This window comes from Enterobacter sp. JMULE2, assembly GCF_013337145.1.
Lineage (GTDB): Bacteria > Pseudomonadota > Gammaproteobacteria > Enterobacterales > Enterobacteriaceae > Enterobacter > Enterobacter mori.
The window spans coordinates 261341-274867 of the sequence record NZ_SGWD01000010.1 but is presented as its reverse complement, the minus strand read 5'-3'; the positions used below and the strand labels follow the sequence as shown (position 1 = coordinate 274867).

The following is a 13527-nucleotide window of genomic DNA, read 5'->3' as shown; positions in this document are numbered from 1 at the left end:
CTTACGGGTAGTGATTTAACGTCCAGCTTTTAAGAGTAGCCAGATAAATACCGGCGCGCCCAGCGTAGCGGTCACTACACCAATCGGCAGTTCGGCTGCGCTCAGGGCGAGTCGGGCGATGATGTCAGCCACCAGCAGCGTTGCCGCCCCGGCAACCGCCGAGGCCGGGAGTAACGTCCGATGGTCGGTAATACCGCACAGACGCAACATATGTGGGATAACCAGCCCGATAAAGCCAATCGCCCCCGCCAGCGCCACGCTCACCCCCACCATCCAGCCAATGGCAATCACCAGCGCATTGCGCCAGAAGCTAATCGGCATGCCGAGCTGGCGAGCCGACGTTTCGCCGAGCGCGAGAATATTCAGCGGCTGTGCCTGAAAAGCGGTCCACAGTATGACCGGGATCAACAGCGCCATCAGCCAGCCCTGCCGCCAGTCGACACCGCCGAATCCGCCCATCATCCAGTACATTAGCTGTCGCAAATCGAACGACGTTGAAAAATAGACCGCCCAGGTCATTAACGCGCTGCAGATGATCCCCAGCGCCACCCCGGCAAGCAGCAGGCGACTGGTCGACAGATGTCGTCTGGCAAAACGCAGAAGAATGAGGGTTATCAGCAAGGCGCCGAGAATAGCGCTAAAGCTAATGCCCCACGCTGAGAGCGCCCCGCCCCCCAGCATGACAGCCGCAATCAGCCCCACGCCAGCCCCATTCGACACGCCAAGCAGCCCGGGCTCCGCCAGCGGATTTTCAAACAGCGCCTGCATGATGGTGCCGCACAGCGCCAGCGCGGCCCCCACCAGGATCACCGCCAGCGTGCGCGGCAGGCGTATTTGCCAGACAAAAAGCTGGCCATCCGGACCCAACCAGCTTTCCGGGCCCAGCCACCTGTCGCCCGCGCACAGGCTAACGACAGCGGCCACAATGAGCAGCAGCGCAAGCAGAAGCAGGCGACGTCGATCGGAACGGTGCTGGCGATGGGCAAAATCAAGCATGGGTATGGTTTTAGTCACGTGAGATGTAATTGATTTTACGGTGGGTTTGCAGAAGAGCGCAAAGAAAAAAGGCCGCAATAGCGGCCTTTTTAGTTAGTTCATATTACTCTGCTTTAGGCGTTGCGTTTTCGACACGGCTTTTTAACTTCTGGCCGGGTCTGAAGGTCACCACGCGGCGGGCTGTAATGGGAATATCTTCCCCCGTCTTCGGGTTGCGACCCGGACGTTGGTTTTTGTCTCGCAAATCAAAATTGCCAAAACCGGAGAGTTTTACCTGCTCACCATTTTCCAGAGCACGACGGATCTCTTCGAAAAACAGCTCTACCAGCTCTTTGGCATCCCGTTTGCTAAGCCCAAGCTTATCAAACAGATATTCTGACATTTCAGCTTTTGTAAGCGCCATAGGTTCAATCCCTCAATGATGCCTGGAATCGCTCTTTTAATGCCTCTACACATCTGGCAACGGTAGCGGCAATCTCCTCTTCTTCGAGTGTACGGCTGGTATCCTGAAGGATAAGGCTAATAGCGAGGCTCTTGAAACCTTCTGCTACGCCCTTGCCGCGGTACACGTCAAATAAGTTTACGCCAACTACCTGATTTACGCCAACTTTCTTACATTCGGCCAAAATATCTGCTGCGGGCACGTTTTCAGCGACGACAACCGCGATATCACGGCGGTTCGCCGGGAAGCGTGATACGTCCTGCGCCTGAGGAATGACGCGGTCTGCGACCGGGTTCCACTCCAGCTCGAACACGATGGTACGGCCATTCAGGTCCAGCTTACGCTCCAGCTCCGGATGAACAACTCCAATGAAACCAACGCGTTTACCGTCTAAATAAATCGCCGCGCTCTGGCCCGGATGCAGGGCTGGATTCGCTTCTGCGCGGAATTCAATTTCAGATAATTTACCGGTCAGATCGAGAATGGCTTCCAGATCGCCCTTCATATCGTAGAAATCAACCGTACCTTTTGCCAGATCCCAGTGCTCTTCATAGCGGTTACCGCTGATCGCCCCCGCCAGCATGAGATCCTGACGGATGCCTAAATTTGCCTGATTATCCGGTACAAAGCGTAAACCGCTTTCGAAAATGCGCACGCGGTTTTGCTGACGATTCTGGTTATACACGATAGTGCCGAGCAGGCCGGTCCACAGGGACAGACGCATCGCGGACATCTCGCTGGAGATCGGGCTTGGCAGGATCAGCGCCTCCTGGCTCGGATGGATCAGCTGCTGCAGCTTAGGATCAACAAAGCTGTAGGTGATCACTTCCTGATAGCCTTTGTCGTTGAGCATGGTTTTCACACGCTTCAGGGACAGGTCGGCTTCACGGTGGGTGCCCATCACCAGACCCGCCTGTACCGGCTCGTCAGGGATGTTGTTGTAGCCGTAAACGCGGGCCACTTCTTCCACCAGATCTTCTTCAATTTCCATGTCGAAACGCCATGATGGCGCAACGGCTTTCCACTCGTCCTGGCCTTCGGTCACTTCACAGCCCAGACGGGTCAGAATGTCGGTAACCTGTGCATCGGCAACGTGGTGGCCAATCAGACGATCCAGCTTGCTGCGGCGCAGGGTAATGGTGGCACGCTTAGGCAGCGTCGCTTCGTTGGTCACGTCGATAACCGGACCCGCTTCGCCGCCGCAGATGTCGATCAGCAGGCGAGTCGCACGTTCCATCGCCTTGTACTGCAGAGCCGGGTCAACGCCGCGCTCGTAGCGGTGAGAGGCATCGGTATGCAGACCGTGGCGGCGTGCGCGGCCGGTAATGGAGAGTGGGCTAAAGAACGCGCATTCCAGCAGAACGTTTTGCGTTTCATCGTTCACGCCAGAGTGTTCACCCCCGAAGATACCGCCCATTGCCAGCGCTTTGCTGTGGTCAGCAATCACCAGCGTATCGGCGTTCAGTTTGGCTTCGCTGCCGTCCAGCAGAACCAGGGTTTCGCCCTCTTTCGCCATGCGCACAACGATGCCGCCGTCGATACGATCTTTATCGAACGCGTGCATCGGCTGGCCCAGCTCCAGCAGAACGTAGTTGGTTACGTCAACAACCGCATCGATTGAGCGGATACCACAGCGACGCAGCTTCTCTTTCATCCACAGCGGCGTTGGCGCCTTAACGTTAATACCTTTCACCACGCGGCCCAGATAGCGCGGGCAAGCATCCGCAGCCTCAACCTGGATTGGCAGCGTGTCGCTGATGGTCGCTTCAACCGGCGCAATATCCGGCGCGTTCAGTTCAGTCTGGTTCAGCACGGCAACGTCGCGCGCCACGCCGATGATGCCCAGGCAATCGGCGCGGTTTGGCGTCACGCTGATTTCGATGGTGTTGTCATCAAGCTTCAGGTATTCGCGGATATCGGTTCCGATCGGCGCATCCAGCGGCAGTTCGATAATGCCGTTATGGTCGTCGGAAATACCCAGCTCGGAGAAGGAGCACAGCATGCCTTCAGACGGCTCGCCGCGCAGCTTAGCCGCTTTAATTTTGAAATCGCCCGGCAGCACTGCACCGACGGTCGCCACGGCCACTTTCAGCCCCTGACGACAGTTTGGCGCGCCGCAGACGATGTCCAGCAGACGGTCACCACCCACGTTCACTTTCGTCACGCGCAGTTTGTCGGCGTTAGGGTGCTGGCCGCACTCGACCACTTCACCCACCACCACGCCGGTAAAAGCACCCGAGACAGGATCGACGCCATCAACTTCCAGACCCGCCATGGTGATCTGGTTAGAAAGTGCTTCGCTGTCGAGCGTCGTGTTCACCCATTCGCGTAACCACAGTTCACTGAATTTCATTGTTCTGTCCTGCCCTTATTTAAACTGTTTGAGGAAACGCAGATCGTTTTCGAAGAATGCACGTAAGTCGGTCACGCCGTAGCGCAGCATGGTCAGACGCTCCATGCCCATACCGAAGGCAAAGCCGGAGTACACTTCCGGATCGATACCCACGTTGCGCAGCACGTTTGGATGCACCATACCGCAGCCCAGCACTTCCAGCCATTTGCCGTTTTTACCCATCACGTCAACTTCCGCAGACGGTTCGGTGAACGGGAAGTAGGACGGACGGAAACGAACCTGCAGATCTTCCTCAAAGAAGTTGTTCAGGAAATCGTGCAGCGTACCCTTCAGGTTGGTGAAGCTGATGTTTTTATCAACAATCAGACCTTCCATCTGGTGGAACATTGGGGTGTGGGTCTGATCGTAGTCGTTACGATAGACGCGGCCCGGTGCGATAATACGGATTGGCGGCTCCTGATCCTTCATGGTACGGATCTGTACGCCGGAGGTCTGAGTACGCAGCAGACGCGTAGCGTCGAACCAGAAAGTGTCGTGGTCAGCACGTGCCGGATGATGGCCAGGAATATTCAGGGCATCGAAGTTGTGATAATCATCTTCAATTTCCGGGCCAGTCGCCACGGTAAAGCCGAGCTCACCGAAGAAACTTTCAATGCGATCGATGGTGCGGGTAACCGGGTGCAGACCACCGTTTTCAATACGGCGACCGGGCAGAGAAACGTCGATGGTTTCCGCCGCCAGACGCGCATTCAGCACCGCGCTTTCGAGTTCAGCTTTACGCGCGTTCAGCGCCTGCTGTACCTGCTCTTTGGCTTCGTTAATCACCGCACCCGCTGCCGGGCGTTCTTCCGGCGGCAGCTCACGCAGGGTAGTCATTTGAAGGGTTAAATGCCCTTTCTTGCCCAGATATTCGACGCGGACATTGTCTAACGCGGCAACATCTGAGGCCTGGTTAATGGCGGCCGTTGCACTGGCAACCAGCTCTGCGAGATGTGACATGGTTTTCCTCATTATGTCGGTGCAGACACCGATTTGGTGGACTTATTCTCTCGAATTTAGACACAAAAAAAGCCTCCATCGGGAGGCTTATCTGGCGCTGTTTTTCGTTTCATCTTTCACGCGCTAGCCTCCTGAATTCAGGTGCTAAAGTAAAAGAAGAAGCGGAAAATAGCAGCATTCATGCTTGCGTTACCTTATGTGGTAAAAACCGTAAAGACCTTATTGAAAAGCCTGGACGGGTAAAAGTCAATGTTCTGATGATGTTAAAACAAAAGAGGGAGCAAAGCTCCCTCTCTCAACTGGCTTATGCCAGTGCTGCTTTCGCTTTTTCGACCAGAGCGGTGAACGCTACTTTGTCGAATACTGCGATGTCAGCCAGGATCTTACGGTCGATTTCAACAGAGGCTTTTTTCAGGCCGTTGATGAATTTGCTGTAAGAAATACCGTTCTGACGTGCTGCTGCGTTGATACGCGCAATCCACAGTTGACGGAACTGACGCTTACGCTGACGACGGTCACGGTAAGCGTACTGACCTGCTTTGATAACAGCCTGGAAGGCAACGCGGTATACGCGTGAACGCGCACCGTAGTAGCCTTTAGCTTGTTTCAAAATTTTCTTGTGACGTGCACGTGCAATTACACCACGTTTTACGCGAGCCATGTGTGCTCTCCTGTATCTATATTCTTAGTAAAAAAATTAAACGTTAACGGCTTATGCGTACGGCAGGCACGCGATAACCAGACCCAGATCGCCTTTAGAAACAAGGCCTTTTGGACGCAGGTGACGTTTACGCTTAGTAGATTTTTTGGTCAGAATATGACGCAGGTTTGCGTGCTTACGCTTAAATCCACCACCACCGGTTTTTTTGAAGCGCTTAGCAGCACCGCGTACGGTCTTAATTTTTGGCATCTTAATAACTTCCACTTCGCATTGTTAAATAAACGAAACATAGGCGAACAAAACCTATGAAACCCGAAGGCTCCACAGATTTTGCTGCTTGAAGGCCTTACTGTTTCTTCTTAGGAGCGAGCACCATGATCATCTGGCGGCCTTCGATCTTCGTAGGGAAGGATTCGACTACTGCCAGTTCACTCAGATCTTCACGGACGCGGTTAAGCACTTCCATACCGATCTGTTGGTGGGCCATCTCACGACCGCGGAAACGCAGTGTGATCTTGGCCTTATCGCCATCTTCCAGAAAGCGAATCAGGCTGCGGAGTTTTACCTGATAATCGCCATCGTCGGTACCAGGACGGAATTTGATTTCCTTAACCTGGATAACTTTTTGCTTCTTCTTCTGTTCCTTAGAAGACTTACTCTTTTCATAAAGGAACTTGCCGTAGTCCATGATACGACAAACTGGCGGTTCGGCGTTAGGGCTGATTTCAACTAAATCTACTCCAGCTTCTTCAGCTTTTTCGATCGCTTCTCTCAGACTCACAATTCCCAGTGGTTCACCTTCAAGATCTGTTAAGCGAACTTCCTGGGCGCGAATCTCGCCATTGATACGATTCGGACGTGCCGTTTGAACTCGTTTTCCGCCTTTAATACCTTATTCCTCCAGTTGTTGAAGACTGCGGCTGCGAATCTCTTGTTGCAGCTTCTCAATCACTTCACTTACGTCCAGGCTCCCCAGGTCTTTACCACGGCGGGTGCGAACGGCAACTTTGCCTGCTTCCACCTCTTTATCACCACAGACCAACATATACGGGACACGACGTAAAGTGTGCTCGCGGATTTTAAAGCCAATCTTCTCATTTCTCAAGTCTGCTTTTACGCGAATGCCCGCATTTTGTAGTTTCTGCGTCAATTCTTTAACGTAATCCGCCTGAGAATCGGTAATGTTCATCACCACGACCTGCACTGGCGCAAGCCAGGTTGGGAAGAAGCCCGCGAACTCTTCGGTCAGGATGCCGATGAAGCGCTCCAGTGAACCGAGAATCGCACGGTGAATCATTACCGGTACCTGACGCTCGTTGTCTTCGCCAACATAAGAGGCGCTTAAACGCTGCGGCAGGGAGAAGTCCAGCTGTACAGTACCGCACTGCCATGCGCGATCGAGGCAGTCATACAGGGTAAATTCAATTTTCGGACCGTAGAATGCGCCCTCGCCCAGCTGGTATTCGAACGGAATGCCGTTCTCTTCCAGCGCCACGGCGAGATCCGCTTCTGCGCGATCCCAGGTCTCATCGCTACCGATACGTTTTTCCGGACGCGTTGAGAGTTTGACCACGATCTTCTCGAAGCCAAAGGTGCTGTACATATCGTAGACCATACGAATACAGGCGTTAACTTCGTCACGGACCTGATCTTCAGTACAGAAGATATGCGCATCATCCTGAGTAAAGCCACGAACGCGCATCAGACCGTGCAGCGCACCTGATGGCTCGTTACGGTGGCAGCTACCGAACTCCGCCATACGCAGCGGCAGGTCGCGGTAGGATTTCAGACCCTGGTTGAAGATCTGAACGTGACCCGGACAGTTCATTGGCTTGATGCAGTACTCACGGTTCTCAGACGAGGTGGTGAACATCGCATCTTTGTAGTTGTCCCAGTGGCCGGTTTTTTCCCACAGCACACGGTCCATCATGAACGGGCCTTTCACTTCCTGGTACTGGTACTCTTTCAGCTTGGAGCGAACGAAGGTTTCCAGTTCACGGAAGATAGTCCACCCGTCGTTATGCCAGAACACCATACCCGGCGCTTCTTCCTGCATATGATACAGGTCAAGCTGCTTACCGATTTTACGGTGGTCACGCTTCGCAGCCTCTTCAAGGCGCTGCAGGTACGCGCTCAGGGCTTTCTTATCTGCCCATGCGGTACCATAGATACGCTGCAACATCTTGTTGTTGCTGTCGCCACGCCAGTAGGCGCCCGCGATCTTCATCAGCTTGAAGTGATGACAGAAGCGCATGTTCGGCACGTGCGGTCCACGGCACATGTCGACGTATTCTTCGTGATGGTACAAGCCAGGCTTGTCATCATGCGAAATATTTTCGTCAAGAATAGAGACTTTATAGTTCTCGCCGCGCTTCACGAAGGTTTCACGCGCTTCGTGCCAGCTGACTTTCTTCTTGATGACGTCATAGTTGGTTTCGGCGAGCTCGTGCATACGTTTTTCGAGCGCGTCGATATCTTCCTGGGTCAGGGTATGATCGAGGTCAACGTCATAGTAGAAGCCGTTGTCGATAACCGGGCCGATCGCCATTTTGGTGTTTGGCCACAGCTGTTTGATGGCATGGCCTAACAGGTGCGCGCAGGAGTGACGAATGATCTCAAGACCTTCTTCGTCTTTCGCGGTGATGATAGACAGCTTCGCATCGCTCTCGATCAGATCGGACGCATCAACCAGCTCACCATTTACACGGCCAGCGATGGTCGCTTTCGCGAGTCCAGGGCCGATATCCAGGGCAACATCCATTGGGCTAACAGCGTGGTCGTAATGGCGTTGGCTGCCATCAGGAAGAGTAATTACAGGCATTTTATATCCTTATTTGCAGTGATGCCCCACACATAAGAGCATATACAAAGAAAATAATCATTATTTAACAATAGATTGCGAAGCCATCTGACCAACAATCGTCAAATTGGCTCGTCATCATGCTCCCGCCGATTTCAGACAAATGCGGATTTACGGCAAGCACCCTAATGGTAACACTAATGAAAGGGCGAATGCACCCTCTGCTGCGACCAGTTTGAACCTTCACTCATCGGTATGAGTGAACGAACTTTCGCGAACCATGGCTCGCAATTCAAAAGTGCTGAGCTATTCTTGAACAGGTCCTTACACACCCAAGGGGCATCACATGAATGTGTCCAGTAGAACCGTTGTGATATTGAATCTACTCTCAGCTGCCGGTTTAGTGTTGATTCTTGCCGACAGATTCCATTGGTTCTGACATGAATCAATGCCGTGGCATAACCCGTTGTCCCGAATAATGCGCTTTTTACCGCATTTTTTTGGTAGACTGGAACAATAAACTGACAAGGAAGAGGTTATGCCAACAAAACGCTTTGCCGCGAAGCACTGGAAAATGGTGGTCGTATTAATTGCAATCTGCGGTGCAATGTTGTTATTGCGCTGGGCTGCAATGATATGGGGTTAGTGTTAACGCATTGCAAGCAAAAGTAATAAGACATCAAACCCTGAAAAATCTTTGAATATCTTTACAGCATTGATGTGATGAAAACCGGTACATCACAATCCGGTTTTTTACGATGAGGTTTAAAATTGAAACACGTATCAGGACCACTCACCGGCTACCAGTGTATGCACGTCAAACGCATCATTCATTGACTGACCGGTAGACTGTGACGCCGGGGCGATGTTTGAACCCGCTTCAACATCAGAGGCAGTGCTAATACCCGTGCGATCAGCAGCGAATACGCCAAAAGAGAGTGCTGAAAGCACCATTGCTGCTGCTGCAGTTTTGATTTTTTTCATCATGATTATTCTCATACTTAATTAGAGCATAAAGACCTAAGGCTGAATTTTGCCTGTAGTGTCAGTGTAGATCTGGATCACACTTTTGCATAGTCAGTTTATTTATCAATTCGTGTCAAATAATCTGAATATTCGGGGAGCGGTGTAATTATGGAGAAAGTATGGAGATATTTTCGGACCAATTATTTTAAAACGCCGTTTAATATAAATCAGCACAATTTCTAAAAATAAAAAAAGGGCCGAAATAATGTCGGCCCATTCAGATTACATTTTATAACCCAAAGAAATTGTCGTCCTGCGGTCAGTATGATCAGGCGCAGATTCAGGCGGTTCAGAGTTCCATGTCACGTTGTACGCCACCTTTAACCCAAAGTGTTCATTGATGGCTACATTCAGCGCCGTCTCGGAGTTCAGCGTCGTATCATCAGCACCGAATACCGAAACACCCTGCGTGAATTTGGTGTTGTCGGTCATCTGCCAGGCGTAAGTACCAGAGGCATAGCCCAGCGGTTGGGTTTTGGTATCGCCGTTGGTGTACTCGTCATAACGTACGCCTGGACCGAATTCAAAACGCAGGCTGTGTACCGGTCCATTCAGGAACTGGCGACCATAACCCGCAGTGAAGACATCACGCTGCCGGTAGCCGTTATAGCGGTCGGTTAGCCAGCTTGCCTGACCGAACAGGTAATCATAATCGGTCATATTGTAACGACTACGCCCGCCTACGGCGTATTTCTCTGACGATCGTTCGTCATTCGCTGAGGTGTTGCTGGCATTCCCCCACAGTGACCAGGCGGTGGTGTTGCCATACCACGTCAAGGTGCTGTCTGCGGTCAGGGAAGAGCTTTTCGTGTTGCCGGATTGCGCCAGATACCCTGCATTCAGGTTACCTTCAAAAGGTTTTTGCGCTGTGGAGGGATCGTCCATGACAGTAAAAACGGTATCATCGGCGATTGCATTCATTGACGCAAACACGCCACCCACCAGCATCATTGCAGCGGGTACTGTCTTCAAAAGCTTCATTTTATTAAGGAGTCCATACAACAAAAAAGAGACCATCACGGTCTCGGAAACTTTCTTGAGGATCAATGACAAGGCGTCCAGAGAAAGGTAACAAATTATAAAAAGCCGCAAATAACATAGCAATGTTTTCTTATTTCATTTTTGAATAAGAACGATCTCAAAACGACTTTTATTTTATAAAAACAATCCCGCCCTTTTGTCAGCATTCATATTTAAAATCATACTGTTATTTACGTTGCCTTCCTGTCGATTGGTGCCAGGCTTAAAGGAACCCATGCAAAAAGGAGGTTATGATGGTTCCTGTCTACACGCTGACGCTCTCCCCTTCTCTCGATTCCGCTACCTTAACCGCACAGATTTACCCGGAAGGTAAACTACGCTGTAGCGCCCCGGTGTTTGAGCCCGGTGGTGGCGGTATCAACGTCGCACGCGCCATTACCCACCTTGGAGGCAAAGCGACGGCGATTTTTCCTGCCGGTGGCGCCACTGGTGAACATCTGGTGTCTCTGCTGGCAGACGAACAGGTTGCCGTGCAAACCGTCGAGGCCAGCGACTGGACGCGTCAGAACCTGCACGTTCACGTTGAGTCCAGCGGCGAGCAGTACCGTTTCGTTATGCCGGGGGCAAAATTGAGTGATGATGAGTTTCGTCAGCTTGAGGAGAAGGTTCTGACAATTGAGAGGGGTGCTTTGCTGGTGATCAGCGGCAGCCTGCCGCCGGGCGTGAGCACAGAGAAACTCACAGCATTAATTCGTGCAGCCCAGCAACGGGGCATCCGGTGCATTGTCGACAGTTCCGGCGAGGCGTTAAAAGCCGCCCTGGAGCCGGGCAACCTTGAGCTGGTCAAACCTAATCAGAAAGAGCTAAGCGCGCTGGTGAATCGTGAACTCACCCAGCCGGATGACGTCCGTAACGCTGCGCAAGAGCTAATACGCAGCGGCAAGGCATTGCGCGTGGTGGTTTCCCTTGGCCCTCAGGGTGCGCTGGCCGTGGATGGAACGGGCTATGTGCAGGTCGTGCCACCCCCCATGAAAAGCCAGAGCACCGTTGGCGCAGGCGACAGCATGGTGGGGGCGATGACGCTGAAGCTGGCGCAGGGTGCGTCGCTGCTGGAGATGACGCGCTACGGCGTTGCAGCAGGTAGCGCTGCAACCATCAATCAGGGAACGCGGCTTTGTTCGCTGCCTGACACCGAGAAAATTGTTGATTATCTGTCCCAAAATTAACCGTCCCCCTCTCTCTTACGGGGAGAGGGGAAAGACGAGCCATAGTCGCCAAAAACGTACTATCGACTATGCTAAGAAAACTTTCATGATAACAATGAGGTGAACTATGAGCAGTGGTGACATCACCCGCTACGTCATTACCGTCAACATTCATGAAGCGTCACTGACCGAGCTCAATGAACTCAACAACGCTTTTACACGGGCAAATTTTCTGCTCACCCTCACGGACGACGAGGGCAATATTCATGATTTAGGCACGCTGACATTTGGCCTGATAAGCGCCCTCAGCGACGAGGAAGTTCACGCCCTGGCAAGCAGTCTGGCCGAGAGTGTGACCGATAAGGACGCGGATATTGAGGTAGATACCTGGGAAAGCTGGCGAAAAAAAGAACAATAAGTGCGTTGTATGAATTTAAACCGCTCAGGTGTGCGTTAGTTCGTATTTTTTAACAGCCGTTTTGCGCTAACTTTATGATCTGGCAGACAACATGGGAGAGATATCATGTGGCAGGCTATCAGTCATCTTTTAAGCGAGCAATTAGGTGAAGGTGAAATTGAACTGCGTAATGAACTGCCTGGCGGTGAGATCCACGCCGCGTGGCATTTACGCTACGCGGGGCGCGACCTTTTCGTTAAATGCGATGAACGTGAACTTCTCCCCATCTTCACTGCCGAAGCCGATCAGTTGGATCTGCTGTCGCGCAGCAAAACGGTCACCGTCCCGCACGTCTGGGCCGTGGGCAGTGACCGCGACTACAGTTTTCTGGTCATGGAATATCTCCCCGCTCGCCCGCTGGATGCCCATAACGCGTTTATTCTTGGCCAGCAGCTAGCGCGATTGCACCAGTGGAGCGACCAACCGCAGTTTGGACTCGATTTCGACAACGATCTCTCCACCACACCGCAGCCGAACGCCTGGCAACGCCGCTGGTCGATCTTCTTTGCAGAGCAACGTATAGGCTGGCAGCTGGAACTGGCGGCAGAGAAAGGGCTGGAATTTGGCAACATTGATGCCATTGTCGAACACGTGCAGCAGCGTCTTGCCGCGCACCAGCCTCAGGCTTCGCTGTTGCACGGGGATTTGTGGTCAGATAACTGTGCGCTGGGTCCGAACGGCCCTTATATCTTCGACCCTGCCTGTTACTGGGGTGACAGAGAGTGCGACCTCGCTATGCTGCCACTGCATCCTGAACAGCTGCCGCAGATTTATGACGGATACCAGTCGGTCTCGCCGTTGCCGCCTGACTTCCTCGACCGCCAGCCGGTGTATCAACTTTATACCCTGTTGAATCGGGCAATTCTGTTTGGTGGTCAACATCTGGTGAATGCGCAGCGCGCACTGGAGCGGGTACTGGCGGCGTAGCGGGCGGTCATGCACCACCCGCTGTGGCTCTAGATAAAACCGAGCAGTGAGAAAAAGAAATAACCGGCCACGATGATGACTACCGGTAATACATAGAGCGGGAAAATCTGCAGGAAAATCGTGTGCCGCGGAACAACGATGCGGGATTCGATTTGCTCGCGGCTCATCCCGTCCGGCCCTTTCGCCTGCTCAAGAATGAGCTGGTCTTCCACACCTTCTCGTAAAAAACGCGTCTGGCGACTCATGCGCGCGCCTGATGCCTGCAATGCCATCGCGATAAAAATCAGCGCGTAAATCACCCAAAAGCCAACATTCGCCTGTTGATGAAAATTCGGTGTCGGTGAGTTAAACCAGAAAAAGTTTAAGAACGGGGTGTTAAAACGCATCATTTCAATCATCACATGCGCGAAATCCAGCATTACCGCATTGATACCCGGCTGCTTTTCACTGTGATCGTACATAAATTTGAGTACGGAAATCAGCGTGGAAATTACAGCCGGAATAAAAATGGCCCAACCGGCAATACGTTTTAAGACAGCGATGCGTCCAGCTTGTTGATACGTCATTCGTTCCCCTTCAAAAAGACGCGTTATTTTTGCCTAAGTCTACCTGCTGCCCATCATTTTCGCCCGTTCTTTAAAAGCATTATGCTAAATTGCAGATTGTGCTTAGCACGTATC

At 52.3% G+C, this 13527-nt stretch carries 17 protein-coding genes and 1 other annotated feature; of the genes, 5 read left to right on the top strand and 12 right to left on the bottom strand.

All coding sequences use genetic code 11. The features are described from left to right. Nucleotides 1–15 precede the first annotated feature (15 nt). The 9 genes from btuC to thrS all read right to left on the bottom strand — a co-directional run bounded on the left by btuC (nucleotide 16) and on the right by thrS (nucleotide 8272). Nucleotides 16–996 carry a vitamin B12 ABC transporter permease BtuC gene (gene btuC, locus EXW94_RS02210; protein ID WP_148399492.1) on the bottom strand — a complete coding sequence of 327 codons (981 nt, stop codon included), beginning with the start codon at nucleotides 994–996 and terminating at the stop codon, nucleotides 16–18. A gap of 103 nt (nucleotides 997–1099) precedes the next feature. Then, on the bottom strand, nucleotides 1100–1399 hold the full coding sequence (ihfA, locus tag EXW94_RS02205) for an integration host factor subunit alpha (RefSeq protein WP_003857805.1): 300 nt from the start codon (nucleotides 1397–1399) through the stop codon (nucleotides 1100–1102). Between the two features lie 4 nt (nucleotides 1400–1403). After that, nucleotides 1404–3791 carry a phenylalanine--tRNA ligase subunit beta gene (gene pheT / locus EXW94_RS02200; protein ID WP_120158858.1) on the bottom strand — a complete coding sequence of 796 codons (2388 nt, stop codon included), beginning with the start codon at nucleotides 3789–3791 and terminating at the stop codon, nucleotides 1404–1406. A gap of 15 nt (nucleotides 3792–3806) precedes the next feature. Next, on the bottom strand, nucleotides 3807–4790 hold the full coding sequence (gene pheS / locus EXW94_RS02195) for a phenylalanine--tRNA ligase subunit alpha (RefSeq protein WP_010426091.1): 984 nt from the start codon (nucleotides 4788–4790) through the stop codon (nucleotides 3807–3809). A 62-nt stretch (nucleotides 4791–4852) separates the two neighbouring features. After that, nucleotides 4853–4977, bottom strand: a sequence feature (Phe leader region). Then, a complete protein-coding gene (gene pheM, locus EXW94_RS02190; protein ID WP_001386830.1) occupies nucleotides 4928–4972 on the bottom strand; it encodes a pheST operon leader peptide PheM in 45 nt (14 codons plus the stop codon). (Overlaps the previous feature by 45 nt.) 117 nt (nucleotides 4978–5094) lie before the next feature. Next, the gene (gene rplT / locus EXW94_RS02185) at nucleotides 5095–5451 is read right to left on the bottom strand and encodes a 50S ribosomal protein L20 (protein ID WP_000124850.1); all 357 of its coding nucleotides are present in this window, start codon (nucleotides 5449–5451) and stop codon (nucleotides 5095–5097) included. A 51-nt stretch (nucleotides 5452–5502) separates the two neighbouring features. Next, entirely contained in the window at nucleotides 5503–5700 is a 198-nt protein-coding gene (gene rpmI / locus EXW94_RS02180; RefSeq protein WP_003030583.1) for a 50S ribosomal protein L35, read from the bottom strand. A 97-nt stretch (nucleotides 5701–5797) separates the two neighbouring features. Next, the gene (infC, locus tag EXW94_RS02175) at nucleotides 5798–6340 is read right to left on the bottom strand and encodes a translation initiation factor IF-3 (protein ID WP_059443439.1); all 543 of its coding nucleotides are present in this window, start codon (nucleotides 6338–6340) and stop codon (nucleotides 5798–5800) included. Between the two features lie 3 nt (nucleotides 6341–6343). Then, nucleotides 6344–8272 carry a threonine--tRNA ligase gene (thrS, locus tag EXW94_RS02170; RefSeq protein ID WP_010430168.1) on the bottom strand — a complete coding sequence of 643 codons (1929 nt, stop codon included), beginning with the start codon at nucleotides 8270–8272 and terminating at the stop codon, nucleotides 6344–6346. Nucleotides 8273–8597: 325 nt separating this feature from the next. Between thrS and yncL the strand changes: the two genes are divergently transcribed. Together yncL and yniD are read left to right on the top strand one after the other, a co-directional pair. After that, complete coding sequence (gene yncL / locus EXW94_RS02165; protein WP_071785204.1) at nucleotides 8598–8690, top strand: stress response membrane protein YncL; 93 nt, start codon at nucleotides 8598–8600, stop codon at nucleotides 8688–8690. Between the two features lie 99 nt (nucleotides 8691–8789). Next, entirely contained in the window at nucleotides 8790–8897 is a 108-nt protein-coding gene (yniD, locus tag EXW94_RS02160; RefSeq protein ID WP_010426102.1) for a small membrane protein YniD, read from the top strand. A gap of 137 nt (nucleotides 8898–9034) precedes the next feature. On the opposite strand, the gene EXW94_RS02155 is transcribed toward yniD, so the two are convergent. Further along, on the bottom strand, nucleotides 9035–9235 hold the full coding sequence (locus tag EXW94_RS02155; protein WP_010426103.1) for a hypothetical protein: 201 nt from the start codon (nucleotides 9233–9235) through the stop codon (nucleotides 9035–9037). Between the two features lie 264 nt (nucleotides 9236–9499). Then, complete coding sequence (locus EXW94_RS02150) at nucleotides 9500–10258, bottom strand: YdiY family protein (protein WP_174339380.1); 759 nt, start codon at nucleotides 10256–10258, stop codon at nucleotides 9500–9502. A gap of 293 nt (nucleotides 10259–10551) precedes the next feature. Between EXW94_RS02150 and pfkB the strand changes: the two genes are divergently transcribed. The 3 genes from pfkB to EXW94_RS02135 all read left to right on the top strand — a co-directional run bounded on the left by pfkB (nucleotide 10552) and on the right by EXW94_RS02135 (nucleotide 12847). Next, nucleotides 10552–11484, top strand: a complete 933-nt coding sequence (pfkB, locus tag EXW94_RS02145) for a 6-phosphofructokinase II (RefSeq protein ID WP_010426105.1) — start codon at nucleotides 10552–10554, stop codon at nucleotides 11482–11484. Nucleotides 11485–11590: 106 nt separating this feature from the next. Beyond that, nucleotides 11591–11881 carry a type V toxin-antitoxin system endoribonuclease antitoxin GhoS gene (gene ghoS / locus EXW94_RS02140; RefSeq protein WP_108416807.1) on the top strand — a complete coding sequence of 97 codons (291 nt, stop codon included), beginning with the start codon at nucleotides 11591–11593 and terminating at the stop codon, nucleotides 11879–11881. A 105-nt stretch (nucleotides 11882–11986) separates the two neighbouring features. Then, entirely contained in the window at nucleotides 11987–12847 is an 861-nt protein-coding gene (locus EXW94_RS02135) for a fructosamine kinase family protein (RefSeq protein WP_010430160.1), read from the top strand. 29 nt (nucleotides 12848–12876) lie between these two features. On the opposite strand, the gene EXW94_RS02130 is transcribed toward EXW94_RS02135, so the two are convergent. Further along, entirely contained in the window at nucleotides 12877–13413 is a 537-nt protein-coding gene (locus EXW94_RS02130) for a YniB family protein (protein WP_010426111.1), read from the bottom strand. Between the last annotated feature and the right edge of the window lie 114 nt (nucleotides 13414–13527).

Excerpts from the sequence above, each read along its gene's own strand:
- btuC (WP_148399492.1), bottom strand. The coding sequence starts at position 996 with ATGCTTGATTTTGCCCATCGCCAGCACCGTTCCGATCGACGTCGCCTG.
- ihfA (WP_003857805.1), bottom strand. The coding sequence starts at position 1,399 with ATGGCGCTTACAAAAGCTGAAATGTCAGAATATCTGTTTGATAAGCTT.
- pheT (WP_120158858.1), bottom strand. The coding sequence starts at position 3,791 with ATGAAATTCAGTGAACTGTGGTTACGCGAATGGGTGAACACGACGCTC.
- pheS (WP_010426091.1), bottom strand. The coding sequence starts at position 4,790 with ATGTCACATCTCGCAGAGCTGGTTGCCAGTGCAACGGCCGCCATTAAC.
- rplT (WP_000124850.1), bottom strand. The coding sequence starts at position 5,451 with ATGGCTCGCGTAAAACGTGGTGTAATTGCACGTGCACGTCACAAGAAA.
- rpmI (WP_003030583.1), bottom strand. The coding sequence starts at position 5,700 with ATGCCAAAAATTAAGACCGTACGCGGTGCTGCTAAGCGCTTCAAAAAA.
- thrS (WP_010430168.1), bottom strand. The coding sequence starts at position 8,272 with ATGCCTGTAATTACTCTTCCTGATGGCAGCCAACGCCATTACGACCAC.
- yncL (WP_071785204.1), top strand. The coding sequence starts at position 8,598 with ATGAATGTGTCCAGTAGAACCGTTGTGATATTGAATCTACTCTCAGCT.
- yniD (WP_010426102.1), top strand. The coding sequence starts at position 8,790 with ATGCCAACAAAACGCTTTGCCGCGAAGCACTGGAAAATGGTGGTCGTA.
- EXW94_RS02155 (WP_010426103.1), bottom strand. The coding sequence starts at position 9,235 with ATGAAAAAAATCAAAACTGCAGCAGCAGCAATGGTGCTTTCAGCACTC.
- EXW94_RS02150 (WP_174339380.1), bottom strand. The coding sequence starts at position 10,258 with ATGAAGCTTTTGAAGACAGTACCCGCTGCAATGATGCTGGTGGGTGGC.
- pfkB (WP_010426105.1), top strand. The coding sequence starts at position 10,552 with ATGGTTCCTGTCTACACGCTGACGCTCTCCCCTTCTCTCGATTCCGCT.
- ghoS (WP_108416807.1), top strand. The coding sequence starts at position 11,591 with ATGAGCAGTGGTGACATCACCCGCTACGTCATTACCGTCAACATTCAT.
- EXW94_RS02135 (WP_010430160.1), top strand. The coding sequence starts at position 11,987 with ATGTGGCAGGCTATCAGTCATCTTTTAAGCGAGCAATTAGGTGAAGGT.
- EXW94_RS02130 (WP_010426111.1), bottom strand. The coding sequence starts at position 13,413 with ATGACGTATCAACAAGCTGGACGCATCGCTGTCTTAAAACGTATTGCC.